This is a genomic window from Gammaproteobacteria bacterium, from assembly GCA_034522055.1.
Taxonomy (GTDB): Bacteria; Pseudomonadota; Gammaproteobacteria; order JAABTG01; family JAABTG01; genus JAABTG01.
This window is the reverse complement of the sequence record JAXHLS010000002.1, coordinates 1,955,912-1,979,531: the sequence shown is the minus strand read 5'-3', so window position 1 is coordinate 1,979,531 and position 23,620 is coordinate 1,955,912. Positions and strand designations below refer to the sequence as shown.

General features: G+C 67.9%; 19 protein-coding genes and 1 tRNA gene. 10 read left to right on the top strand and 10 right to left on the bottom strand.

What is annotated here, in order from left to right; translation table 11 throughout:
- Positions 1-1,215, top strand: a complete 1,215-nt coding sequence (locus U5S82_09565; protein ID MDZ7751892.1) for a multifunctional CCA addition/repair protein — start codon at positions 1-3, stop codon at positions 1,213-1,215.
- A gap of 33 nt (positions 1,216-1,248) precedes the next feature.
- Here U5S82_09565 and U5S82_09560 read toward each other — a convergent pair whose 3' ends face one another.
- Both U5S82_09560 and U5S82_09555 read right to left on the bottom strand, forming a co-directional pair.
- The gene (locus tag U5S82_09560; protein MDZ7751891.1) at positions 1,249-2,046 is read right to left on the bottom strand and encodes an undecaprenyl-diphosphate phosphatase; all 798 of its coding nucleotides are present in this window, start codon (positions 2,044-2,046) and stop codon (positions 1,249-1,251) included.
- Positions 2,047-2,144: 98 nt separating this feature from the next.
- Positions 2,145-3,329: an SAM-dependent methyltransferase gene (locus U5S82_09555; protein ID MDZ7751890.1), complete on the bottom strand. Its 1,185-nt coding sequence runs from the start codon at positions 3,327-3,329 to the stop codon at positions 2,145-2,147.
- A gap of 85 nt (positions 3,330-3,414) precedes the next feature.
- Between U5S82_09555 and U5S82_09550 the strand changes: the two genes are divergently transcribed.
- Positions 3,415-4,170, top strand: coding sequence for a pteridine reductase (locus U5S82_09550; GenBank protein MDZ7751889.1), 756 nt, complete (start codon positions 3,415-3,417; stop codon positions 4,168-4,170).
- 68 nt (positions 4,171-4,238) lie between these two features.
- On the opposite strand, the gene U5S82_09545 is transcribed toward U5S82_09550, so the two are convergent.
- Genes U5S82_09545 through folB form a run of 3 tightly spaced genes read right to left on the bottom strand, consistent with a single transcriptional unit; the run spans position 4,239 to position 5,640 of the window.
- Positions 4,239-4,787 carry an NUDIX hydrolase gene (locus U5S82_09545; GenBank protein ID MDZ7751888.1) on the bottom strand — a complete coding sequence of 183 codons (549 nt, stop codon included), beginning with the start codon at positions 4,785-4,787 and terminating at the stop codon, positions 4,239-4,241.
- Positions 4,784-5,281, bottom strand: coding sequence for a 2-amino-4-hydroxy-6-hydroxymethyldihydropteridine diphosphokinase (gene folK / locus U5S82_09540; GenBank protein ID MDZ7751887.1), 498 nt, complete (start codon positions 5,279-5,281; stop codon positions 4,784-4,786). Before folK ends, U5S82_09545 begins: the two co-directional genes overlap by 4 nt.
- Positions 5,278-5,640, bottom strand: a complete 363-nt coding sequence (gene folB, locus U5S82_09535; protein MDZ7751886.1) for a dihydroneopterin aldolase — start codon at positions 5,638-5,640, stop codon at positions 5,278-5,280. Before folB ends, folK begins: the two co-directional genes overlap by 4 nt.
- Before the next feature lie 129 nt (positions 5,641-5,769).
- On the opposite strand from folB, the gene plsY reads away from it, so the two are divergent.
- On the top strand, positions 5,770-6,411 hold the full coding sequence (gene plsY, locus U5S82_09530; GenBank protein ID MDZ7751885.1) for a glycerol-3-phosphate 1-O-acyltransferase PlsY: 642 nt from the start codon (positions 5,770-5,772) through the stop codon (positions 6,409-6,411).
- Positions 6,412-6,507: 96 nt separating this feature from the next.
- On the opposite strand, the gene tsaD is transcribed toward plsY, so the two are convergent.
- The gene (gene tsaD / locus U5S82_09525) at positions 6,508-7,533 is read right to left on the bottom strand and encodes a tRNA (adenosine(37)-N6)-threonylcarbamoyltransferase complex transferase subunit TsaD (protein ID MDZ7751884.1); all 1,026 of its coding nucleotides are present in this window, start codon (positions 7,531-7,533) and stop codon (positions 6,508-6,510) included.
- Between the two features lie 97 nt (positions 7,534-7,630).
- Between tsaD and rpsU the strand changes: the two genes are divergently transcribed.
- The 5 genes from rpsU to U5S82_09500 all read left to right on the top strand — a co-directional run bounded on the left by rpsU (position 7,631) and on the right by U5S82_09500 (position 12,743).
- Positions 7,631-7,852, top strand: coding sequence for a 30S ribosomal protein S21 (gene rpsU, locus U5S82_09520; GenBank protein ID MDZ7751883.1), 222 nt, complete (start codon positions 7,631-7,633; stop codon positions 7,850-7,852).
- A gap of 14 nt (positions 7,853-7,866) precedes the next feature.
- Positions 7,867-8,319: a GatB/YqeY domain-containing protein gene (locus U5S82_09515; GenBank protein MDZ7751882.1), complete on the top strand. Its 453-nt coding sequence runs from the start codon at positions 7,867-7,869 to the stop codon at positions 8,317-8,319.
- A gap of 97 nt (positions 8,320-8,416) precedes the next feature.
- Entirely contained in the window at positions 8,417-10,171 is a 1,755-nt protein-coding gene (gene dnaG, locus U5S82_09510; GenBank protein ID MDZ7751881.1) for a DNA primase, read from the top strand.
- 30 nt (positions 10,172-10,201) lie between these two features.
- Positions 10,202-12,136 (top strand): RNA polymerase sigma factor RpoD, encoded by a 1,935-nt coding sequence (gene rpoD, locus U5S82_09505; GenBank protein MDZ7751880.1) that lies wholly within the window; start codon positions 10,202-10,204, stop codon positions 12,134-12,136.
- A gap of 530 nt (positions 12,137-12,666) precedes the next feature.
- Positions 12,667-12,743: transfer RNA gene (locus U5S82_09500), tRNA-Ile, on the top strand.
- Between the two features lie 391 nt (positions 12,744-13,134).
- Here U5S82_09500 and U5S82_09495 read toward each other — a convergent pair.
- Positions 13,135-14,046, bottom strand: coding sequence for a recombination-associated protein RdgC (locus tag U5S82_09495; GenBank protein MDZ7751879.1), 912 nt, complete (start codon positions 14,044-14,046; stop codon positions 13,135-13,137).
- 218 nt (positions 14,047-14,264) lie between these two features.
- On the opposite strand from U5S82_09495, the gene U5S82_09490 reads away from it, so the two are divergent.
- Positions 14,265-14,723 carry an Rsd/AlgQ family anti-sigma factor gene (locus U5S82_09490; protein ID MDZ7751878.1) on the top strand — a complete coding sequence of 153 codons (459 nt, stop codon included), beginning with the start codon at positions 14,265-14,267 and terminating at the stop codon, positions 14,721-14,723.
- A 21-nt stretch (positions 14,724-14,744) separates the two neighbouring features.
- Entirely contained in the window at positions 14,745-15,497 is a 753-nt protein-coding gene (locus tag U5S82_09485; GenBank protein MDZ7751877.1) for a 16S rRNA (uracil(1498)-N(3))-methyltransferase, read from the top strand.
- 66 nt (positions 15,498-15,563) lie between these two features.
- Here the strand turns inward: U5S82_09485 and U5S82_09480 are convergent, their stop codons facing one another.
- The 3 genes from U5S82_09480 to U5S82_09470 are packed head-to-tail and all read right to left on the bottom strand — an operon-like array spanning position 15,564 to position 23,530.
- Complete coding sequence (locus U5S82_09480) at positions 15,564-16,049, bottom strand: chemotaxis protein CheW (protein MDZ7751876.1); 486 nt, start codon at positions 16,047-16,049, stop codon at positions 15,564-15,566.
- Complete coding sequence (locus U5S82_09475) at positions 16,042-21,345, bottom strand: Hpt domain-containing protein (protein MDZ7751875.1); 5,304 nt, start codon at positions 21,343-21,345, stop codon at positions 16,042-16,044. The genes U5S82_09480 and U5S82_09475 overlap by 8 nt, the downstream gene beginning before the upstream one ends.
- A gap of 34 nt (positions 21,346-21,379) precedes the next feature.
- Entirely contained in the window at positions 21,380-23,530 is a 2,151-nt protein-coding gene (locus U5S82_09470) for a methyl-accepting chemotaxis protein (GenBank protein ID MDZ7751874.1), read from the bottom strand.
- Positions 23,531-23,620: the final 90 nt, after the last annotated feature.

Below are 23,620 nucleotides of genomic sequence, written 5' to 3'. Positions count from 1 at the left end.
GTGGAGGCGTACCAGGTCGGCGGTGCCGTCCGCGATCGCCTCCTCGGTCGCCCCCTCACCGACCGCGACTGGGTGGTGGTGGGGGCCACCCCGGAAGAATTGCTGGCCCAGGGCTTCCGCCCCGTGGGCAAGGACTTCCCCGTGTTCCTCCACCCCGACAGCGGCGAGGAATATGCCCTGGCGCGCACCGAGCGCAAGGTGGCCCCCGGCTACACCGGCTTCACCTTCCATGCCAGCCCCGATGTCACCCTCGAGGCGGACCTGGCGCGCCGGGACTTCACCATCAACGCCATGGCCGAGGACGCCGAGGGACGGCTGTTCGACCCCTTCGACGGCCGGGCGGATCTGGAGGCGAGGGTACTGCGCCATGTCTCTCCCGCCTTCGTGGAGGACCCCGTGCGCCTGCTGCGCGCCGCCCGTTTTGCCGCCGCCCTGGACTTCGAGCTGGCCCCCGAGACCCTGGCCCTGCTACGGCAGATGGTGGCATCGGGGGAGGTGGACGCCCTGGTGCCGGAACGGGTGTGGGGCGAGCTGCGCAAGGCCCTGGAGAGCCCGCGGCCCAGCCGCTTCTTCGAGGTGTTGGGGGCCTGCGGCGCGCGCAAGCGGCTGTTTCCCGAGGTGGACCGCCTGTTCGGCGTGCCCCAGCCCCCGCAACACCACCCGGAGGTGGATACCGGCATCCACACCCTCATGGTGCTGGACCAGGCCGCCGCCTCGAGCGCTGACCCGGTGGTACGTTTCGCCGCCCTGGTGCATGACCTCGGCAAGGGCGACACCAACCCCAACCTGTGGCCCCGCCACCACGGCCACGAGCGCCTCGGCCTGTTGCGCATCGATGACCTGTGCAAGCGGCTGCGGATCCCCAACGAATTCCGGGACATGGGTGTGCTGGTGGCCACCTACCACGGCCACTGCCACCGCGCCATGGAACTCAAACCCGCCACCCTGATGAAGGTGCTGCTGGCCCTGGACAGCTTCCGCCGCCCCGGCCGCCTGGACCAGTTTCTCACCGCCTGCGAGGCGGACGCCCGCGGCCGCACAGGCCTGGAGGAGCGCCCCTACCCCCAGGCCGAGCGCTTTCGCCGGGCCTTCGCCGCCGCCCGCGCCGTGGAGGCCGGGCCCCTGGCGGCCCGGGGCCTCAGCGGCCGCGACCTCGGCATCGCCCTGCGCGAGGCCCGCACCCGGGCCATCGCCGCGGCCCTCTCCGATGGTTGACCCAGGCGCCTGGCGCGTACCATCGGTGTCCGATCAGACGAAGAACAGCAGCAGCACCGCGCCGAGGATCAGGCGATAGGCCACGAAAGGCAGCATGCCGATGCGCTCCACCAGCTTCAGGAACAAGTGTATGCACAGGTAGGCACTGATGCCGGCCGCCACCGTTCCCAGGGCCACGGCCACCCAGTCCAGGGCCGCGCCCTCACCGAGGGCGCGGTAACCTTCGTGGGCCCCCGCCAGGCTGATGACGGGGATGGACAGCAGGAAGGAGAAACGGGCGGCCGCCTCACGGCTGAGGCCGAGGGCGAGGGCCGCGGTGATGGTGATACCCGAGCGCGACGTGCCGGGGATGAGGGCCAGGGCCTGGGCCAGGCCGATGATGGCCACGTCCCGCCAGCGCAGGCCGTGCTCGCTGCGCGCCCCGCGGCCCGCCGCATCGGCCCACCACAGCAGCAGGCCGAAGGCGATGGTGGCCCAGGCGATCACCAGGGCCGAACGCAGATGGGTCTCGATGAAACCCGAGAACAGCAGCCCCGCCAGTCCCACCGGAACCGTGCCCCATAACACCCCCCAGGCCAGCCGGCTCTCGCCGACGCTGCGGCGCTGATAGAGGGAGGCCGCCCAGTCCCGGGCCAGCACCACGAGGCTGGCGCGAAAGTAACCGACCACGGCGGCCAGGGTGCCCACGTGCACCGCCACGTCCAGGGACAGACCCTGGTCCTCCCAACCACTCAGGGCGGGCAGGAGGATGAGATGAGCCGAGCTGGAGATGGGCAGGAATTCGGTGAGCCCCTGCATGAGGGCGAGGGCGATGACGTGCCAGGGGTCCAAGATAGTCTCCGGGGTCAGTTGTTGTCGGACGCATGGGCGCCGGGCGTGGTGGCCCGGCCGCGGGGGCCCCGACAAACGCTCATTCTAGCGCCAACGGGTTACAGCCGCGCCCGCATGTCCCGGCCGGGAAAGGTGAGCAGGCCGGGCGGCAGCTGGCGGCCCAGGGCCAACACCTTGAACACCTCACCCATCTCCCCCGGCAGGGTAAGGCGCTTGATCTCGCCGCTGCGGGCCAGAGCCGCCAGACTCAGGTCGGCGCCGGCGGCCGCGGCCCGCTCCAGCAAGCCCTGACCGAGGAGGAACTGAGCCTGGGTGGTGAAGCCCGCCACATCGAGTCCGGCATCCACGGCGGCCTCCGCCAGATCGGTGAAATCGACGTGACTGGTGATGTCCTGCAGGCCCGGCAGAATGAGGGGATCGTCATGGGTATGGTGGCGATAGTGGCAGGCCATGGTGCCGCCGTGGCGGCCGGCGCGGCAGAGTTCGCGGCGCTCGAAGCCGTAGTCGAGCACCACCATGGCGCCCTCCCGCAGGGTGGCCGCGGCGCTGGCGAGCCAGGCCCGGCGCGCCGGTGCCACCTCGGTGTCGTAGGGCAGGGAGTCCGCCGCGAGGAATGGTCGCAGCCGCGCCACGGCCGCCGCCAACCCATCGTCCCGCAGCGGCCCGAGGGCCCACGCCGGTCCCCCATCCTGCCAGGCCACCCGCCATTCCTGCACCGTCTCCCGACCGATGCGCAGCCGCCGGAAGGGGATGGCGTCAGCCACCTCGTTGGCGATGAAGCAGCCTCGCAGGCCCGTCGCCGGCAGCCGGTCCAGCCACTCGACGCGTTCCCGCAGGGGGCCATCGAGGGCCTCCAGGGTGGTCCGCTGGGCCGCCGCCAGCGTACCCGACAGTTCGAGCATGCGGTATCTGCGGGGCACCCGATCCAGGGTCGCCAGGGTATTGAGCACCGCCACCGCGAGGGCCCCGCTGCCGGGCCCGAACTCCAGCACGTCGGCATCCCCAAGGTGCCCCAGCACGGGCGCCAGGTACGCCGCCAGGCACTGGCCGAAGAGAGCGGATATCTCGGGCGCGGTGATGAAATCGCCGGCGGACCCGAAGGGGCTGCCGGCGCCGCTGTAATAGCCCAGCCCCGGGGTATAGAGGGCCATCTCCATGTAACGGGCGAAGTCGATGGCCCCCCCGCCGTCGTCGATGGCCTCGCGGATGCGGGTACCGAGGGCCGTCGATCGCGCGAGCCCTTCGGCCGCCGGCGAGGGAAGCGGACCGAGTTCAGCCACCATGATGTTTTTGCGCGGCTGGCATAAGATGAGGGGCTTTGGATGAGAGGGGCCGAAACACCCCCACCCAACGCCCCGGGAGAACCAGATGACAAATCATAACGATCAGCCCGAGACTCGGGTCGCCCTGGTGACCGGCGGCTCCCAGCGCATCGGCGCCGCCATCGTACGTGTCCTGCACGGCGCCGGCATGGACGTTGCCCTTCACTACCGGCGCTCCCGGGACGCGGCGCTGAGGCTCGTGGCGGAGTTGAACACGGCGCGCGGCGACTCCGCGGCGCTGTTCCAGGCCGACCTGCGGGAGATCCGCCAGATAAACCAACTGGTGGATGCGGTGGTGGAGTGGCGGGCGCGCCTCGACCTGCTGGTGAACAACGCCTCCACCTTCTATCCCACGCCCTTGGGTCACGCCTCCGAGACCCAATGGGATGACCTGCTGGACACTAATCTCAAGGCCCCCTTCTTCCTCGCCCAGGCGGCGGCCCCCCACCTGCGGGCCGTCGAGGGCAGTATCGTGAACCTCGCCGACATCCATGGCCAGCAACCCCTGAAGGAGCACCCGGTCTACTCCTGCGCCAAGGCCGGCAACATCATGCTCACCCGTAGTCTCGCCCGCGAGCTGGGCCCCGAGGTGCGCGTCAACGGCGTGGCGCCGGGGGCCATCCTGTGGCCCGCCTCGGGCATGGACGACGTGGGTCGCCAGCGTATCGTCAACCGCACCGCCCTCAAGCGCCAGGGCGACCCCCGGGACGTCGCCGCCACGGTGCGTTTCCTGGCCCTCGAGGCGCCTTACATCACCGGCCAGATCATCGCCGTGGATGGCGGCCGCACCCTCGGTTACTGACCCGCCGACCATGGACACCGGGCCTCCGCAGCGGCAGGCCGGCAAGGGGTAGGCCCGGGAACGGCGGCTCAGCCGGCGGCGAGGGCACGCAAGATGGTGCCGATATGTACCGGAAACATGCCCTCGCGGCGATCATGGAAGTAGGCCTTCAAGGTCTCGCGAATGGTGGCAAACGCCAGCTCGTCCCACGGGATCTCCGCCTCCCGAAACAAGGCCACCTCGAGGCTCTCGGCACCGGGGCCGAAGTCCAGGTCCGTCAGTTCGCTGCGGAAAAGCATGTAGACCTGACTCACGTGGGGCAGGCTCAGCACGGTGTAAAGGCCCTGGATGCGGACCCGGGCGCTTGCCTCCTCCAGGGTCTCGCGGACCGCCGCCTCCTCGGTGGTCTCGCCGTTTTCCATGAAGCCTGCCGGCAGGGTCCAATAGCCATAGCGGGGCTCGATGGCACGCCGGCACAGCAGCACCCGGTCCTCCCACACCGGCAGGCAGCCCGCCACGATCTTGGGATTCTGGTAGAAGATGACACCGCACTCGCCACACACGTGGCGGGGCCGGTTGTCGCCCTCGGGCACGCGCCATTCCATGGTCCGGGAACCACACTCACTGCAGAACTTCATGGTGTTTCTCCGTCCGGGACCACCGGTCTCAGGACCTGTGCGGGGTCATCGAAGGCCGCCCACAGGTGGCGGAACGACTGGCCGGCCACGGGGTGCTTCGTGTCCGGCGCGATGTCGGCCAGTGGTCGTAACACGAAGGCATAGCGCAGGATCTCGGGACGCGGCAACTCCAGATCATCGTCGTCCCGCACCTCGTCCCCATACAGCAACAGGTCCAGGTCCAGGGTGCGGTCCGCGAATTTGGGCCCGCCGCGTCGCCGCCCGGCGGCGTCTTCGATGGCCCGCAGGGCCTCATGGAGGGCCTCGGCACCCATGTCGGTATCGAAGGCCACTACCAGGTTGAGAAAGTCGTTGCCGGCGAAGCCCACGGCCCGGGCCTCGTAGATGGGAGACACCACCAGCGGCGCGAACAGCCGCTCCAGTCCAGCGATGCCCCGCGCGACGTTCGCCCGGGGCGCCACGTTGCTGCCGACACTCACATAGGCCCGGGTCATGGCCAGGCGCGCTGCCCGCGCTCGATCATGACGCCCACTCCGGCGGCGCCCCGCAATGCCTTTTCCTTGTTGATGGTGAGACGCAGCCACGGCACCCGGAATTCTTCGCGCACGATCTCGGCCAGACGTTCCGCCAGGGTCTCAACCAACTGAAATTCCGCGCCCTCCACGAAGGCGATGAGACGCTTGCCCACGGCCTTGTAGTCGATGGCATCGGCGATGTTATCGGTGGCGGCGGCGGCCCGGATGTCACCACCCATCTCCAGATCGATGATCACGGTCTGGCGGATGTCCCGTTCCCAGTCGTAGATACCGATGATCGTGTCCACACGCAGTTCTTTTATGAAGGTAATGTCCATCGCAAGCTTGGGATTCTGTATCCGGGTCGGGTCGGCGCGCCAATGTTAAAGGAGCCGCCAGCCAATTCCTACGCGCCCACTCCCGTCCGGGCCATTGACTGGATCGCAGGGCGCGCGTCAAATAGCGGCATGTTGACCGATGTCCTGCTCATCCTCGGCGGCTACCTCGTGGGCTCCGTCGCCACCGCCGTCATCACCTGCCGCCTCATGGGACTGCCCGATCCCCGCACGGTGGGGTCCGGCAATCCCGGAGCCACCAACGTGCTGCGGGAGGGCGGCCGGCGGGCGGCCATCCTGACCCTCGCCGGCGACGTGCTCAAAGGCCTGGTGCCGGTGCTGGTGGCGGTCGCCTTCTCGACGGGTTCACTGGTGCCCGCCCTGGTAGCCTTAGCGGCCTTCCTGGGACACCTCTACCCCGTGTTCTTCGGCTTTCGCGGCGGCAAGGGCGTGGCCACCGCCTTCGGCGCCATGCTGGGCCTGTCCTGGCCGCTGGCCCTGGCGGTGCTGGCCACCTGGCTGGTGGTGGCCGTCGCCTTTCGCTATTCCTCCCTGGCGGCCCTGTGCGGGGCCCTGCTGGCCCCCGCCTACGCCTATGCCCTCGATGCCGGCACCGGCGAACTGGCCGTCGTGACGGCCATGAGCATCCTGCTGCTGTGGCGGCACCGCTCCAACCTGCGCAACCTGTTGGCGGGCCGCGAAGACAAGATCGGTACCCGCAAGCCCCCGGCCACCGAGAGCGAGGGGCAGACCCTGGACGGCGCCGGCAACTGACCCCGGTGGTCCACCCCGGCGCTGCGGGGAAACGCCGGGAAAGCGTGATTCTCCGCCGACTTCATCCCGGACACCCGGGGGTGATCACGAATGGCGTCACGTCCCTGTGCCCGAGGGTGCGACGAGGGTGTCGAGGGGCCAGCGCGGGCGAATGGTGAACCCCGTGGGCTCGCGCTGACCCGCCACTAGGCGCAGGTATCCCAGGTAGGCCACCATGGCCCCATTGTCGGTACAGAACTCCAGGCGGGGGAAATAGACCTCCACCCCCCGCTCCGCCGCCAGGACCGCCAGGGCCTCGCGCAGGCGGGCGTTGGCGCTCACACCGCCGGCGATGATGAGACGGCGATAGGCGGTGGCCTCCAGGGCCCGCCGGCACTTGATGATGAGGGTGTCCACCACCGCCTCCTCGAAGGCCCGGGCGATCTCCGCCTTGTCGGCGTCACCGCTGTCCGCCCTCAGGGTATTGACGGCGAAGGTCTTGAGGCCGCTGAAACTGAAATCCAGGCCCGGCCGATCGGTCATGGGACGGGGAAAGCGGTAGCGCCCGCCCGCGGCCGCGCCCGCCAGCCGGCTGATAGCCGGCCCGCCGGGGTAGCCGAGACCCAGCAGCTTGGCGGTCTTATCGAAGGCCTCGCCGGCCGCATCGTCCACGGATTCCCCCAGCAGTCGGTACCGTCCCACGCCTTCCACCGCCACCAGTTGGGTGTGGCCACCGGAGACCAACAAGGCGAGGAAAGGGAAATCTGGAGCGGGATCCTCCAGCATCGGGGCCAGCAGGTGGGCCTCCATGTGATGGACCCCCACGGCGGGCACGTCCAGGGCCCACGCCACCCCCCGCCCGAGGGCGGCTCCCACCAGCAGGGCGCCCGCCAGACCCGGCCCGGCGGTGTAGGCCACGCCGTGGATGTCCGTGCGCGCGAGGCCCGTGTCCTCCAGCAGCTCGCCCACCAGTGGCAGCAGGCGCCGCACGTGGTCCCGCGAGGCCAGTTCGGGCACCACGCCGCCATAGGCCGCGTGGAGCGCCACCTGGCTATACAGGCGGTGACCGAGGAGGCCACCGCCAGCGCCGTAGACGGCCACGCCGGTCTCGTCGCAGGAGGTCTCGATACCAAGGATGTTCATGGGTCGCGTCCCCGCGGAAAAACCCGCACTTTACATCACCCGGCCATTCTAATTACTATGCCGTGCTCTATTCACCACAGTGAGTGTTTGGTTCCCTATGCCAACCGTACAAGTCAAGGAAAACGAACCGTTCGACATCGCCCTGCGGCGCTTCAAGCGCTCCTGCGAGAAGGCGGGCATCCTCACCGAGGTCCGGCGCCGCGAGTTCTACGAAAAACCCACCTCGGTGCGCAAGCGCAAGGCGGCGGCGGCCGTCAAGCGCTCCCAGAAACGCCAGGCCCGTAACATCCTACGCTCCAAGCCCCAGCGGCGTTACTGACGGCCCCCGCGACCATGGGCGGCGATCTCAGGGCCACCATCCAGAGCCACATCAAGGACGCCATGCGGGCCAGGGACAAGGCGCGCCTCGATACCCTGCGTCTCATCAGTGCCGCCATCAAGCAGCGTGAGGTCGACGAACGCACAGAGCTCGACGATGCCGAAGTGGCGAACGTGCTCCAGAAGATGCTCAAGCAGCGCCGGGACTCCCTGGAGCAGTACACCGCTGCCGGGCGCCAGGACCTGGCGGACCAGGAAAGTCTCGAGATCGGCATCATCGAGGAGTACATGCCCACTCCCCTCGGCGACGACGAGCTGGCGGGCCTGATCGATGCCGCCATCGCCGAGAGCGCGGCCGCTGCCGTCAAGGATATGGGGCGGGTGATGGGGCTCCTCAAAGGGCGCATCGAGAGCCGCGCCGACATGGGCAGGGTGAGCGGGCTGGTCAAGCAGCGCCTCGGGGGCTGACCCCCTCACATCCGGTCCCGCAGGCCCCGAAGGTGGACCGCTCCCCGCGCCAACGTCCCGCAGCCCCCAACGCCCGGCGACCCGCCACCCTCTGAACATGGCCGGGCGCATCCCCAACGACTTCATAGATGACCTGGTTGCCCGTACGGACATCGTCGACCTCATCGATCGCTTCGTCCCCCTCAAGCGGGCGGGCCGGGAATACAAGGCCTGCTGCCCCTTCCACAGCGAGAAGACCCCATCCTTCACCGTCAGTCCCGACAAACAGTTCTATCACTGTTTCGGCTGTGGGGCCCACGGCACGGCGCTGGGTTTTCTCATGGAATACCAGCACATGGAGTTCGTCGAGGCGGTGGAGGAACTCGCCCATCGCGCCGGCCTCACGGTGCCCCGGGAGGGCGGCGGGGAGGCGCGCCCGGCACGCCACGATGACGGACCGTTGTTCGACATCATGGAAGAGGCCGCGCGCTACTTCCGCGGCCAGCTCCGCCAGGCACCCAAGGCCGTGGAGTACCTCAAGGAGCGTGGGGTGACGGGGGAGACGGCCGCACGCTTCGGCCTGGGCTACGCGCCGCCCGGCTGGGACGGCTTCGTCGGCACCCTGGGGGGCGACAGCCAGCGCCTGGAACTGGCAGTCAAGGCGGGGCTGGCCAACGCCAAGGAAGGGGGCCGTCCTTATGATCGCTTCCGGGATCGCATCATCTTCCCCATCCGTGACCGCCGCGGACGCATCGTCGGCTTCGGCGGCCGCGTGATGGGCGACGGTGAGCCCAAATACCTCAACTCGCCCGAGACCCCCGTGTTTCACAAGGGCCGCGAGGTCTATGGGCTCCACGAGGCCCGGCAGGCCAACCGCAGCCTGGAGCGACTGGTGCTGGTGGAGGGCTATATGGACGTGGTGACCCTGGCCCAGCACGGCATCCTCTATGCCACTGCCAACCTCGGCACCGCCGCCACCACGGAACAGATCGAGGCCTTGTTCAAGACCGCCCCGGAGTTGGTGTTCTGCTTCGACGGCGACGACGCGGGCCGGCGTGCGGCGTGGCGGGCGCTGGAGAACGCCCTGCCGCGGATGCAGGAGGGACGCCAGGCGCGGTTCGCCTTCCTGCCCGAGGGCGAGGACCCCGACTCCCTGGTGCGCACTCGGGGCGCCGCAGCCTTCGCGGCGCGGCTGGATGAATCGGCCACCCTGTCCGCCTTCCTGCTGGACAGCCTGGCGGCCAGGACCAACCTCGCCACCCCCGACGGGCGCGCCCATCTCATCGACCTGGCCCGGCCTTATATCGCCCACCTGCCGCCGGGCGCGCTGCGCCGTGTCGTAGTGGACAATCTGGCCGAGCGCTGCCGCATGGCCTCCCAGCAGCTCGACCGTGTTCTCCAGGGCCGTTCTGCCGCCGACCACGCCCCGGCCCAGAACTTCCGCGCCCAGCGTCATTCAAAGAAAACACCCATGCGCAACCTCGTGACATTGCTGTTGCGGCATCCCGGACTCGCCGCCCACGTCCCGGAGCGGCAGGCGGTGCGCGACCTGCCCGTGGCGGGCGCGGCCGTCCTCGACGCCATGCTTGAGTTCCTGGAGCAAAGCCCCCAAGTGTCCATGGGAGTGGTGATGGAACACTTCAGAGACACGGAGACCGGGGTATTCCTGGACAAGATCGCCCGCACCATGGAGCCGGAGCCGGCGGGTTTCGACCCCCAGGCGGACTTCACGGGGGCACTGGCACGTCTCATGGAGGAACAACAGATCCAGCCGTTACGCCAGAAAATCAAGGCAGGGACCGCCTCAGAGGACGAACTGAAACAGTATCAACGGGCCCTGGCCACGGCCAAGGGCCTGACATCGCGGGGCTGAACATGGAAATCGAACGAGATCCGTGTCATTATTGAGAGCTTCGCCCGCCAAAAAGGGCTCACACAACATTGCCGGTCAACCATGGATTTGAATCAGCAGCAATCCCAGATTAAGGCGCTCATCGCCAAGGGCAAGGAGCAAGGCTTCCTTACCTACCACGAGGTCAATGACCATCTCCCCGATGGCATCGTCGATCCTGAACAAATCGAGGATATCATCGGCATGATCAATGACATGGGCATTACCGTCCACGAGATCGCGCCGGACGACGACGCCCTGCTCATGAACGAGACCGCGCCCTCCGCCGACGACGAGGACGCCACCGAAGAGGCGGTGGCCACCCTGGCCACCCTGGACAGCGAGTTCGGTCGCACTACCGATCCGGTGCGCATGTACATGCGCGAGATGGGCACCGTTGACCTCCTGACCCGTGAGGGCGAGATCGTCATCGCCAAGCGTATAGAGGACGGCCTCAATCAGGTGCTCTCCGCCCTCGCCACCTATCCCAACACCATCAACACCTTCCTGGCGGCCTATGGGGCGGTGGAAAACGGCGCGGTCAAGCTCACCGACGTGGTGAGCGGATTCACCGTCGACCTCGACGCCGTGGCGCCTGCCGCCCCCGCGGCGGCCCCCGCCAACCATCAGCCGCCAGCGCATACGGCCGCCACCGACAACGCGACGGACGACAGTGATAGTGACGACGACGAGGATGACGCCTCGCCCGTCGACACTGGCCCCGATCCGGAACGCGTCGCTGCATATGCAGCAGAGGTACGCGAGGCCTATGAGAAATTCCAGGGCGGCTTCAAGCGAGTCAAGGGCGTGCAGAAGCGCGACTCGGCCGCCGCCAAGCGTTTCCAGAAGCAGCGCGTGGAGATCGCCGAGAGATTCATGGCGTTGAAGCTGGTGCCCAAGCTGGTGGACGTGCTCACCCACAATCTGCGGAACGTGGTCGAACGCATCCGCGAGCTGGAGAGAAGCATCATGACCATGTGCGTCACGCGCAACGGCATGGATCGCAAGACCTTCATCACCAGCTTCCCCGACAACGAGACCAACCTGGAGTGGCTGCCCGACTACCTCGAGCAGAACAAGTCCAAGGCCAAGGCGCTGCAACCCGTCGTGCCGGAAGTACAGCGGCTGCAGAAGAAGCTGGCCCAGATCGAGGCCCAGGCCCAGATCACCATCGGTGAAATCAAGGAGATCAATCGCAAGATGTCCATCGGCGAGGCCAAGGCACGGCGCGCCAAGAAGGAGATGGTGGAAGCGAACCTGCGGCTGGTGATCTCCATCGCCAAGAAGTACACCAACCGCGGCCTGCAATTCCTGGATCTCATCCAGGAGGGCAACATCGGCCTCATGAAGGCCGTGGACAAGTTCGAGTACCGGCGCGGTTACAAGTTTTCCACCTATGCCACCTGGTGGATCCGCCAGGCTATCACCCGCTCCATCGCCGATCAGGCCCGCACCATCCGCATCCCGGTGCACATGATCGAGACCATCAACAAGCTGAATCGGATCTCGCGCCAGATCCTCCAGGAGATGGGCCGCGAGCCCACCCCCGAGGAATTGGCCGAGAAGATGGAGATGCCCGAGGACAAGGTGCGCAAGGTCCTGAAGATCGCCAAGGAGCCCATCTCCATGGAGACCCCCATCGGCGACGACGAGGACTCCCATCTGGGGGACTTCATCGAGGACACCACCATCGAGGCACCGGTAGACAACGCGACCTTCGAGGGCCTGCGGGAGACCACCCAGAACGTGCTCGCCGGCCTCACCCCCCGGGAGGCCAAGGTGCTGCGCATGCGCTTCGGTATCGACATGAACACCGATCACACCCTGGAAGAGGTGGGCAAGCAGTTCGACGTCACCCGGGAGCGCATCCGCCAGATAGAGGCCAAGGCCCTGCGCAAGCTGCGCCACCCTTCCCGCTCCGAGACCCTGCGCAGCTTCCTGGACTGAGGAAGATGGGGTGTCGGGATGAATCCCGACCTACATCCGTGCCAAAGGAATAGGCGGTGGCGGGGTGTGTAGGTCGGGCTTCAGCCCGACAGCCCGCCGGTGAGGGTTCCGGCCCAACGCCGGGTGCATGAAACCGGGCCGGATGTCGGGATGAATCCCGACCTACATCCGTGCCAAAGGAATAGGCGGTGGGGGGTTGTGTAGGTCGGGCTTCAGCCCGACAGCCCGCCGGTGAGGGTTCCGGCCCAACGCCGGGTGCATGAAACCGGGCCGGATGTCGGGATGAATCCCGACCTACATCCGTGCTCCGGGACAGTTCATCTCCGGGCCCTTAGCTCAGTTGGTTAGAGCCGCCGACTCATAATCGGTAGGGTGAGCCGGGACCGTTCTGACTTAATGTCAGAACGCAGCCCGGCGAACGCGAGGCATGGATGCCGAGCTGGGTGCGACGCCAGGGATGAGTGCTTGCGAGGGCTCTGGCCAAAGGGAGCCGCACGAAGAAGAATGGCAGTGCCAGCGAGGTTCCAGACGGGCCCTTAGCTCAGTTGGTTAGAGCCGCCGACTCATAATCGGTAGGTCGCAGGTTCGAGTCCTGCAGGGCCCACCATACCCCCCTCTTCCCAAACCGCCGCTTTCCTGGTTAACTTGAATCAATTCGCGCCGATAAAAAAGCGAGGCACAAAAAAGTACGCCCGCTGGGGAAGCGGGCGCTAAGTCCAGAGAGTATGCGCGCACGAGGTTTCCTGAACACACTGGCTCCAATCCTTTGAGGAGCCGGTCCGGGAGGGTTCCTTGTCCCCCGGCCTTCCTTGAGTTGGGCTTCCAAGCCCCGTCTCGGGCACGGGATCTATGTTGCAAAAACGGGCGGGGAAAAGAAATCAACATTTTTACCGATCGTGTAGGAATTCTTTGACGGTTGCTCCTCCACGGCATCATTCCCCCGCTTCCGGCTTCCCGCAGCCACCTACCTTCAGTCACTGCCGGCCTGACATGTTCGCTCAGGGATTCTCCGCGATACCGCCAAAGGCCTCGATCAGGCGCGGCAGGAAGGTCCGCAACTCCAGGGCCATGAGGGCGAAGTCGGCATCCCTGCGGGAGGCCTCGTCATCCGCCTCGTCGCGCTCCCGTTCCTCCAGCAGCCGGTCGCCGAAGCGCAGGCGCCGGATGACGAAATCGTCACCAAGCACGAAGGACAGGCGGTCCTCCCAGTCCAGGGCCAGGCGCACGGCATAGCGCCCATGCTCCAGATGGGCCTGGACCTCCGGATCGGACAGGTCCACGCCGCGGCAGCGCACCACCCCCTCGGCGCCCTCGGGGTCGCGCAGCTCGCACTCCTCGCCCAGGGACAGCCCGGCGATGCGGTCATCGCCCCGCAGCCAGGCGGACATGATGTTGGCCGGCGACTGGGCGACTGTGAGGGGATACACCGGCAGGGAGCCCAGGGCCTCACGCAACACCACGAGGAACTCCTCCGCCCGGTTGGCGGAGGCCGCGTCCACCAGCAGCAGTCCCGTGGACTCGTCCAGATAGGCCCACACCAGACGGGAACGCACGAAGGCCTGGGGCAGAAGCTCGTGAAACACCGCATCCTTGATGCGGTTGCGCTCCTGGCGCCGCACCGGGTAGCCCTCGGTATCCTCGATGTGGGCCACCTTTTCGGCCACCACCTCGTTCACCACCGCCGCCGGCAGCAGCCGCTCGGCTCGGCGCATACAGAACAGGCGGCAGCCGTTGACGCTATGGCTCAAGGGCCCGTCATCCTGACCCAGGGGCGGCACGAAGCCCGCCGAATCCAACTCCATTTGCCCGCACGGCCTGAAGGACTGGGTGGCGAGCCCATCTTCCACTTCCTGCTCCATGAGTTCGAGGGCACCAGCCAGCCGATATATACGCAGATTCTTAAACCACACGATTTTTTCCCGGGAGACAAAACAAGGGCGCGATTATCCGCGCTCCACCCCGATGGATTCCAATCTGGATCTTTACTCGGGGATATGTTGACCCCGTCCCACAGCACCGCCGCACCACCGCGAAAGGACCGTCCGCCACGGCCCCGCGCCCCCTTGGCAGCAGGGAAAAATAGGGGTACCGTCCAGGGCTGCCGCATCCAAGGAAATCCCCTCACATCATGAATCATCCGGGCTCCCCCACTACGACCATCGAGCGTCGCGACAACAGCCGCATGGTCATCGACAATCTGCTGCAGGAGCGCGAACAGCTCCTCGTCCTCTACTGCAAGGTGGCGGGCCTCGAACCCTACACCGAAGAAACCCCCGTGGAGCGCATGGTGGGGGATTTCTGCCAGATCCTGGTGGACTATGTGGCGGCGGTGCATTTCGAGGTGTTCTCGCGGCTGTCCGAGGGCTCGGAGCGCCGCCGCAGCGTGTTGGATGCCGCCGACAGGAACTACGACTTCGTGGCCCACACCACCCAACAGGCGGTGGACTTCAACGACAAATACGATGGCAGTGATGCGGAACACCTGAAGGGCTCCCTGCCCGGCGACCTGTCCCATCTGGGTGAGGTGCTCGCGGAACGTTTCGAAAAGGAAGACGAGGTCTTCTCCGCCCTCCTCGACAAGGACTGAGGGTCTCCCTCCAGCCTGCCCGTGCGCCGGCCCCGCCTGTACGTCCCCAATCCCCTCGCCGACACCCCGAACCTCACCCTGACGGGGGATCGCGCCCATTATCTCGGGCGCGTGCTGCGCCTGAAGGCCGGCGACGAATGCCTGTTGTTCGACGGCTACGGCCTGGATTATCCGGCCACCGTGGCCACGGCCGGGCGTGGCACGATGACCCTGCGGCTGGGACCGCCCCAAGCCGTCGCCACCGAGAGTCCGTTGTTCAGCCACCTCATGCTCGCCGTGACCCGGGGCTCCCGCATGGACGTCGCCCTGCAGAAGGCGGTGGAACTGGGGGCGTCGGCCCTCACCCCGGTGTTCACCGAACGCTGCGGCGTCAACCTGGAGGCGCGCCAGGTCCCGCGCCGCCTGGAGCATTGGCAGGGCATCGTCAGGGGCGCCGCGGAGCAGTGCGGCCGCGCCCGCATACCCCGGCTCGCCCCGCCCGTGAACCTGCAGGAGGGCCTGGAGCGGCTACCGCCGGCGCCCGCCACCCGGCTGGTGCTCGATCCGGCGGGCGGTGGGGCCCTGGCTGACATCGCCCCCCCGGCCGACGGCGTCGTCATCCTCGTGGGCCCGGAGGGCGGCCTCACGGACGGTGAACTGGCCGCGGCAGTCCGGCATGGGTTTCGGGGCATCACCCTCGGCCCCCGGGTGCTGCGGGCGGAAACGGCGCCCCTGGCGGTGCTGGCGGCCCTGCAGTCCCTGTGGGGGGACTTCCGGCCATCGCCGGGGCCCTGAGAAGCGGACCCCGCCATGGGCAACGCCGGCCGCATCCTGCACCCCTCCGGCTGCCACGCGACTTCTTCAGGCGCTGGTGATGCTGCAGCGGCGAACCGCCTCTACCAGGTCGGCCTCGAGGCGCTCGAGGTCGGGGATATCCACCATCCCCGCCTCTGCCAGCTCTACGCATCCCCAGCCATAGGGCTCGGCGGCCCGGCCGCGATGGCCCAATTCCATTTCGCGGGCCATGGTGGGGTGAGGAGGCGCGGCCGTCACCACGGCGTAGTAGGGCAGGTCCGGATCCCGGGTCATGGCGTGGAACACCACCAGGCTGCGCGGCCTGCCGGTGCGTCCGGGGCCGGACCCGCGGCCGAGGGCGCGGTCGAGGGACACCAAGGGCACCCGCTGGCCGCGCCAATGAATGAAGCCCATGAGCCAGTCGGGCCCTTCATTCAGCATCTCCGGGGTGCCGTAGGCCGTCACCTCCGCCACCACGGCCATGGGCACCAGGGCCGGCGGCCCGTCGAGGGGCAGTAACAACACGCGGATGGCATCCGGCTCTTCAGCCATCGCCGGGAGCCGTCAAGGCGTGGATGCGATCGAGGAGTTCGAACTCCTGGTAGGGCTTGTTGAGGTAGTGATTCACGCCGAGGGAACGGGCCCGCTCGCTATGCTTGTGGCCGCTGCGGGAGGTGATCATGATGATGGGCAGATGGCGAAGACGGGCGTCGTTGCGCACCGAGGTAGCCAACTCATAGCCATCCATGCGCGGCATCTCGATGTCCAGCAGCATGACGTCCGGCGCGTGTTCCTCCAGCAATGCGAGGGCCTCCAGGCCATCCCGCGCGGTGAGTACCTCCATGCCATTGCGCTCCAGGAAGCGTTCGGCCACCCGGCGCACGGTCAGGGAGTCGTCCACCACCAGCACCAGGGGGGGGCGTCCCGTCTCCTGCCCCGCGGCCCGTCGCCACTCCCGGAGGGCCGGCCGGGTGGCGGCGAGACGAACCAGCGCCGGCAGATCGAACACCAGTACCACCCGACCGTCGCCCATGACCGTGGCGCCGAGGATCCAGCTCACGGTGCCTATCTGGGGGCCCACGGGCTTGATCACCACCTCCTCGTGGGCGCCGAGGGCATCCACCAGGAAGGCCATGCGCCGATCCCCTACCCGCACGAACAACACCGCCACCCGGCGCACCAGGGCGGACGGCGCCATGCCGCCCACCACCCCCAGCAGGCACGCCAGGGAAAACAGCTGATAGGTCTCCCCCAGATAATTGAGGGCGGGCGCGGGTTCGGCGAGGAGGACCGTGGCCTCATCCCGGGACAGGCGCATGACCCCCTCCAGGTGGGACAGGGGCACCGCGAACCGTTCCTCCTCTATCTGGACCATCAGGGCCTGACTGACGGAGAGCGTAGTGGGGAGGCGGATGACGAAGCCGGTGCCGATACCGGCATTGGTATCCACCGTCAGGGAGCCGCCCAGTTGATTGATGGCGGCGTTGACCACGTCGAGGCCCACGCCACGCCCGGAGATGCGGGTGACCTCGGCGACGGTGGAAAAGCTTTGCTCGAATACGAATTGCACCAGCTCGGCATCCGTGACCTCCACCCGGTCACTCATCAAACCACGCTCCAGGGCCCGGGCGCGAATCGCCTCGCGATCCATGCCCGCGCCATCGTCCCGCAGGTGGATGACGATGTCACCGTGATCCCGCTCCACCGCCAAGTCGATGCGGCCCACGGCTGGCTTGCCCCGTCGGTGACGTTCCTCCGGGGTTTCGATGCCGTGGTCCACGGCGTTGTTGAGCATATGCTCGAGGGCCCCCACCAGCGGGCCGATGATGGTGTGGTCCAGTTCCTCGTCGTGACCCCGCACATGCAGTTCCACCTTTTTGTGCAGTTCCTTCGCCGTCTGCCTTACGAGGCGGCGCAGCCGCGGGATGTAGCGGGCCACCGGCACCAGGCGGGTGGTGAGCAGGCGTTCCTGGAGATCGCAGGAGAGACGGGCCTGCTCGAGCAGAAAGGCCTCCGAGTCCCGCACCAGATCGGTGAGCTGGCCCTGGATGCTCTCGAGATCGGAGACACTCTCGGTGAGGCCGCGGGACAGCTGCTGGGCCTCGGTATAGCGATCCAGCTCCAGGGGGTCGAAGGTACTGCCCGGGGACTCCTGGGGCGCCCGCTCGTGACGGAACAGGATCTGGGATTCGGTCTCGATCTCGAGACGCCGCAGCTGTGAACGCAGCCTGCCGATGGTCTGTTCCATCTCCTTGATGGTGGAGCCCAGCGCGCCCACCTGTTGCTCCACCCGTGACCGCGAGATGCTGATCTCACCCGACGTGGACACCAGGTGATCCAGTAGATTGACCTCCACCGCCACCTTTTCGATACCCGGCAACTCTCTCTCTCCATCGCCTGATCCAACGAGGCTGTCGGTCGCCAGGCTCACCACCGGCGGGTGCTCCAGTACCGCCACCTCAGGTTCGGGCGCCGGCTCGTCGTCGGCCGCGGTGTCCCCGGCGGCCGGCGTCGCCGCCGCCCCTTCGATGGCCGCCACCAGGGCCGTCGCCTCCCCGGGTGTGCGCCCGGAACGCACCTCATCGAGCATATCGGCCACGGCATCCAGCCCCTGCTGGATCACCTCCCGGCGGCGCGCCGAAGGCGAGACCCGGGTCTCGGCCAGACGCCCCAGCAGGGTTTCGAGGCTGTGACTGAGGGCCACCAGGGCGGTCAACTCCGCCATCCGCGCGCCGCCTTTGAGGGTATGGATGTGGCGCTGCAATGCGACGAGGGTGCCCGCATCCACGTCGGGACCTTGCCATTTCTCCAGCAGTTGATCGCAGGACTGCTGGATCTCCTCGGCCTCCTCCACGAATACCTCGCGCAACTCGGCCGCCAGCTCGTCCTCTTCCCGCCCCGGCACCGCAACCTCCCGCACACTGATGGGAGCCTCGGCGAGGGTCCGGGCGCGGGCGATGAGGCCCTCCTCCGGCGCCTCGGGCTCGCGCCCGGCGCGCAGGGCATCCAGGGTGGCGGCGAGCACATCCACGCCCTCCTGGAGCAGCACGCAGCCGTCGATGGACACGGGCTTGACGCCCTTGCGGTGGAGGTCGAAGACGATCTCCAGGGCACCGTAGAGGCGGGAATGCCCATCCAGGGAGGCCAGCCGGGTAATGCCCTTCAGGGTGTGACAATGACGCACCAGACTCTCGTCCACCAACCCGCCGCCGGCCAGGGTCAGTTGGGAACAGATCCCCTGCAGACCCGCCAGCACGCCCTCGGCCTCCGCCAGGAATACCTGCAGCATGGCGGCATCCATGGCGCCCACGGACATGGCGGACCGGCTCGCCGGGACGGGGGCCGCCACGTGTCCTCCCGGGAGCGGCCCGGGAGAGTCCGTTCCCTCCCCGTCGCCGCCCTCCCCGCCGTCCTCGGGCTCGTCCCGCTCCGCCCCCGGTGGCCGCCCATCGACCAGGGCCTCGGCACGCCGGATGAGCTCACGGCAGGCCGGCGGCGCCTCGCGGCCCGACCGGTAGGCCGCCACCAGCTCAGGCATGAGTCCGTGGGCTTCCCACAACAGTTCCGGGATCGCCGGGCGGTAACCCAGGGTGCCCTCCAGCAGCCGGTTCAGCAGCCGCTCCATGGCCCCCGCCAGCTCGCCCACGTGCAAGGCGCCCACCAGACGCCCGCTGCCCTTGAGGGTGTGAAAGCTGCGCCTCAGGACCCCCAGGGGTTCCCTTTGCTGCGGTGCCTCCTGCCAGCGTTCCAGGCTCCCGGCAATGGCGGCGAGGGTCTCCTCCGCCTCCTCGAGAAAGATGGCGACGATCTCCTCACCGGGTGCCTCGTCCGCCGCTACCCCGCCACCAGGGTGCGTGGCAGCCGCTTCAGGCTCCGGCGGTGCCGGCGCATCGTCGTGGTCCAGGCGGCGCAGGCGCGCGCTGGCGTCCTCGAGGCTGGCCCTGACGTGTCCCGGCATCTCTGCCGGCGTCTCGTCCTCCTCGTCGTCGGTCCAGGCCTCTCCCGGGAACGAGGCCAGGGTGATCTCCTCGTCGTCGCCGAAGACCAGTCCCTCGTCCACCTCGAGGGCGGCGAGGCCTTCCGCTTCCAGCCGCTCAGGCGGCGGCGGCGCCAGCTCTATGTCCTCGTTGTTGTCAGCGAAATCCAGCTCCTCGTCCACATCCACGTCCGGCGGCAGCTCGAGGGCCGCCACAGCGGCGCGGATACGGTCGAGGATCTCATCCGTGTCCTGCCGACCCTCGAGGTAGCCCTCGAGGAAATAATCCGCGCTCATGACGGTGTCGGCGTAGGCCTCCAGGTGTTCCCGGGACGGCAGCTGGGGGGCGCTTTCGCGCAACCGTTCCCGCACGTAGCGGGCGGCTTCACTCATGAAGTCCGCCAGCGGTCCCAGGTCCAGCATCCGCAGCCCCCCCACCACGCGCTGGAAACCTTCCTGGATACCGTCCAGATGATGGATGGCCCCGGGATCGGCGATGAAGGCCTCCGAGTGCTCCTTGATGGTCACCAGATCAACCCGCAACTCCCCCACCGCGGCGGCGGTCAGCTGCCGCTGATGGTGGTCCTCGAGAGCCTCGATCTGTCCAACCCCGCGGTCTGCCCGCAGGGCCTCGTCGAGACCGCGGGAGGCCAGCGCCGACAGGGCCGCATCGACCTCCAGGAGTTGGCCGGCGATGGCCAGCAGAGTGTGGGTGTCCGGGGCCTCGCGGCCCTCCAGGCAGTCCGTCAGCCGCTGTATCTGCTCGCGTACCGTGTGGCGGGCGCCCCCCAGTCCCAGCAGCGCCAGGGTGTCGGCCACCCGCGACAGCATGCCGATGGTGGGGCGCAGGTCCTCGATGGTGGCGGCCTCGGAACGCACGAAGATGTCCATCACCTCCTTGACCCGGGACAGATCGTCTGACAACGCCTCGTTGACGGCATCCAGCACCTCCAGACCAGGCCCCAGAAAGCCGTCCTCGTCCTCCTCGGGCAGCAGGTCGTCGAGGCGATAGACCTCTGCGATGCGTTGCACCCGCGGGCGGGAGGAGCGGAAGCGACCGACGTAGAACAGCAGATTCTTCATCAGCTCGGGAGGCGGCGGGTGATCCAGATGGTCCACGCCCGTCTCGGCGAGTTCTCTGATCTGCAGATCGATCTGGCCCAGGAGCAGCTTGATGGAGACCCCGGCGGGCAGGCTGCCGTCCCGCAGGGCGGCCACCGCGCCCAGGGCGACCCACCACAGAGTCCCGAGGGGACTGTTGCCGGACAGCCGCTCCAGATAGCGCAGCACGGCCGCCAGGGTACCGAGGCCGTGGCCCTCCTCGTCCCGGAACCAGTCCACCAGACCCTTCTGGTACCGGGTGCGCAGGCGCTTGGCGTAGGCCTTGACGCCATCCTCGCTGACGGCCCCCTGGACCACGGCGGACAACGGCAGGTCGGGGATGACGGTGGTCAGATCGGGGGAAAACAGGCTGGTCTCCGACAACAGACGCCGGCGCAACACCGCGCGGATGTCGTTCAGCAGGGGCATCAGGAGAACGGGGATGTCCCGGCCGGAACGCTGGACCCGCTCCAGATAATGGGGCAGCTGCAACACCCCTTGCATTAGCAGGCGCAGGCCATCATCCCGCTGCTCCACGCGGCCCCGGGTCAGGGACACCACCAGGGCCTCCATCTCCTCCACCAGCAGCACGGCACCGTAGACGGATATCAGCTCGAGGACGCCGCGGATGCGGGCCAGGGAATGGCGCACCTCTTCCAGGTGCTCAGGCGCCAGCACGCCCTCCGAGACTTCGGATAGGAGGTGGCGCAAGCCGGCCAGTTCCTCGTCGAGGCCCGGTTTGATCCAACGCAGCCGTGTGGAGTAATGCATGCCCGGATGGTCTTCCTAAGTACCCTGTACGCCGCTATGCCGTGCCGCTTTTCGCGGCCTCCGAGGTGACACCAGGCCCTTCTTCGGCTTCCTCGCGAGGCAGCTTGAAGCCTGCTACCGAGCGTCGCAGATCGGCCGCGAGTTCGGCCAGTTCGCCGATCGAATGGGCGGTATCCCGGGTCCCCTCGGTGGCGGTGACCGTCACCTGGCGGATGTCGTCCATATCCCTGGAGACGGCCAGGGCGGTCTGGGTCTGGGACTGGGCGGCGCCGGCGATCTCCCGCACCAGTTCGGCAAGCCGCTTCGACACCCGGTCGATCTCCACCAGGGCGTCACCCGCATCCTCCGCCAGCTTCGCCCCCTGCACCACCCCGGTGGTGCTCTGCTCCATGGAGATGACGGCGTCCCTGGTATCGGACTGGATGGTTCTCACCAGCCCTTCGAGCTGGTGGGTGGCGTGACTGGAACGCTCCGCGAGGCGCTGCACCTCGTCTGCCACCACGGCGAAGCCACGGCCGGCCTCACCCGCCATGGAGGCCTGGATGGCGGCGTTCAACGCCAGGATGTTGGTCTGGTCGGCGATGTCGTCGATGAGCCCGACGATATCCCCGATCTCCTGGGAACTCTCGCCCAGGCGCTTGATACGCTTGGAGGTCTCCTGGATGGTCTCGCGGATGCTGTCCATGCCGGAGATGGTATCCCGCACCGCGCCGGCCCCCTTGCCTGCCAGGGTCTCGGACTGTTCCGCGACCTCCTGGGACCGTGCGGCGAGTTCGGAGACCCCCTCGAAGGCATCCGCCATGGCGCCCACGGCATCTGCCGCATGGGTGATCTGACCCGCCTGGCGCTCACTGGATTCCGACAGGGAGATGGCCGTGTTGCGGGTGTGCTGGGCGGCCGATGCCACCTGCACGGAGGTGCGGTTGATGTTGGACACCAGGCCGCGCATCTCCTCGATGGCGTAGTTGATGGCGTCTGCGATGGCCCCGGTGAAATCCTCGGTGACGGTGGCGTTCACCGTGAGGTCGCCATCCGCCAGGTCCGTGATCTCCCCCAACAGGCGCAGGATGGCCTCCTGGTTGCGGCGGTTGGTCTCCTTGCTCTCCTCCTCGCGGGCGCGGGCCTCCTCCTCCCGCGCCCGGGCCTCTTCGGCACGGGCGCGGGCCGCCTCGGCGGCGAGCCGGGCATCGCGGGTCATCTGGAAGCCCACCAGGATCAACATGGCCAGCGCCAGGGCGGCGAAGACGTTGCCGAGCATGGGCGACACCAGCCGCTCGTTCATGTACTCGCGATAGAGCGCCGACAGGGAATCCGCCACCTCCAGCAGGGTATCGCTGGCCACGAAGACGCTGTTGGAGGCCTCGAGGCTGTCGAACACGCGGTCATTGGCGATCACCCCCTGCAACAGGCCCTGATTCTGCTCCACCGTGCGGATGATGCCCTCCAGCAGGGCCCGGGACTCGGCCTCGGCCAGGGGCTCCAGCCCCTTGCGTTCGTCACCGGCGAGGAGGCCCTGGAACACCTCACTCATGAGCTTGATGTCGCGGCCGAAACGGGACACCGCAGTGGCGGCACCTACCCCGCCCTGCCACGCCATGCGCAGGTTGTTGGCGGCTCGCTCCAGCAGCATGAACTGGCGGGTGGCGATGTAGATCTGGTTGGGACTGGCCCCGGTCTCCATCATCACGTTGACCAGATCCTCCGTCTTCAGGGCGACGCTGGCGGAGAAGGCGTTGAAGGCCTGCACCGCGGAGAACATCCGGGTGATGGGGCCCTCCACATCGAGCACCGCCTCGATGCTGGCGTCGGCCCGCTGCCATGCGGTTTCCATGGTGGAGAGTTCGGCGGAAAACTCCGCGGGCAAGGGAGGCAGGCCGGACCCGGTGTCACCATGGCGCAACATGTCGAGATTGGCGGCATAGTCACGCCGCACCTGTCGCAGGGCGCCGAAGGCGGTCCAGCTGCCGTCGGCGGCCTCGCCCGCGAACTTTTCGAGTTGCTGGGCCAACACCTTCTGCTGGCCCAGCAGTTCCAGGATCCGCCGGTCGGTTTCGCCCTGCACCACCACCCGCAGGTAGACCGCCACGGTGGCCACCACGAATACCACCAGCAACCCCATGACCAGTTGCCGTGCGACACCTCGACTCTCCTTGTTCAGCGGCACACTGCCAGCCGACGTCTCCATAGCCCCTCCTCAGAATACCGCGGCCGTTGCCGCCGCTTGCCATTTCAATCCATGCCCCTGCCCCCCGTCCCGCGAGTCGCTCGCGCCCCG